Here is a 1,332-nt window from a genome sequence, read left to right as displayed (position 1 = left end):
TTGCCAAGGACCTCGACATGGACAACGCTACCTTCACCACGCCTGATCTGACCTGGTTCTGCCGCCTCGACGATCTCGGCTTGACCGTTACTGGTCAGCACCTTGGGCCCGGGCGGGCCACCTTGTTGTGCCGCCCGACCCTGCTGGATCAGTGGTGTCACCGCTGCGGCGGCCACGGCCTGGTGCGCGACACCATCGTCCGTGAACTGACTCATGTGCCGTTCGGCTGGCGACCGACCACCTTGCGGATCCGGCTGCGCCGCTATCAGTGCCGCGAGTGCGGCCACGTGTGGCGCCAAGACCTCACCAGCGCGGCACGGCAGCGCTCATCATTGTCGAACGGGGCGTTGCGGTGGGCGCTGGAAGCCTTGGTGGTCAACCACCTGTCCATGTCCCGCATCGCCGCCGCGTTGGGCGTGGCCTGGAACACGGCGAATGACGCCGTCCTGGCCGAGGGTAAACGAGTCCTGATCGAGGAGCCCGGCCGCCTCGACGATGTCGCCGTCGTCGGTGTCGACGAGCACGTCTGGCGACACACCCGCCGTGGCGACAAGTACGTCACCGTGATCATCGACCTGACCCCTGTCTCGACCGGCACCGGTCCCAGCCGGTTGCTGGCGATGGTCGAAGGGCGTTCGAAGCAGGCCTTCAAGGCCTGGCTTGCAGACCAGTCCCAGGCCTGGCGTGATGGCATCCGGATCGTCGCGATGGACGGTTTCACCGGTTTCAAAACAGCTGCGGCAGAAGAGATCTCCAAGGCCACGACAGTCATGGACCCCTTCCACGTGATCCGGCTGGCCCAGGACGCGCTCGACCTGTGTCGGCGTCGGGTCCAAGTCGAGCTTCACGGCACCCGCGGGCGCAAACACCACCCGCTCTACCAAGCCCGCCGAACACTTCACACCGGTGCTGATCTCCTCACCGACAAGCAACAACGGCGTCTGGCCGCACTGTTCGCCGATGATCGGCACGTCGAGGTCGAGGCCACGTGGGGCATCTACCAGACCATGATCACCGCCTACCGCACCAGCACGCGAGCAGAGGGCAAGAAAACCATGGCCCGCCTGATCGACTCTGTCGGATCAGCAGTCCCCACCAGCCTGGTCGAGGTCTGCAAGCTCGGCCGCACCCTGACCAAGCGCCGCAAGGGACATCCTCGCGTTCTTCGACCACCACGGCTCCAGCAACGCCCCCACCGAAGCGATCAACGGACGCCTCGAACACCTCCGCGGCACCGCCCTCGGCTTCCGCAACCTCACCCACTACATCACCCGAAGCCTCCTCGAAACCGGCGGATTCAGACAACACCTACACCCTGGATTGTGAAGAGCC

General features: G+C 65.2%; 1 pseudogene. It reads left to right on the top strand.

The features are described 5' to 3' along the window. Window positions 1-17: 17 nt before the first annotated feature. A pseudogene (locus tag D9T14_RS13220) lies at window positions 18-1,326 on the top strand (ISL3 family transposase). Window positions 1,327-1,332: the final 6 nt, after the last annotated feature.

Origin of the sequence: Propionibacterium australiense, from assembly GCF_003666605.1 — a bacterium.
GTDB lineage: Bacteria > Actinomycetota > Actinomycetes > Propionibacteriales > Propionibacteriaceae > Propionibacterium > Propionibacterium australiense.
This window is presented reverse-complemented; position numbering and strand designations above follow the sequence as displayed.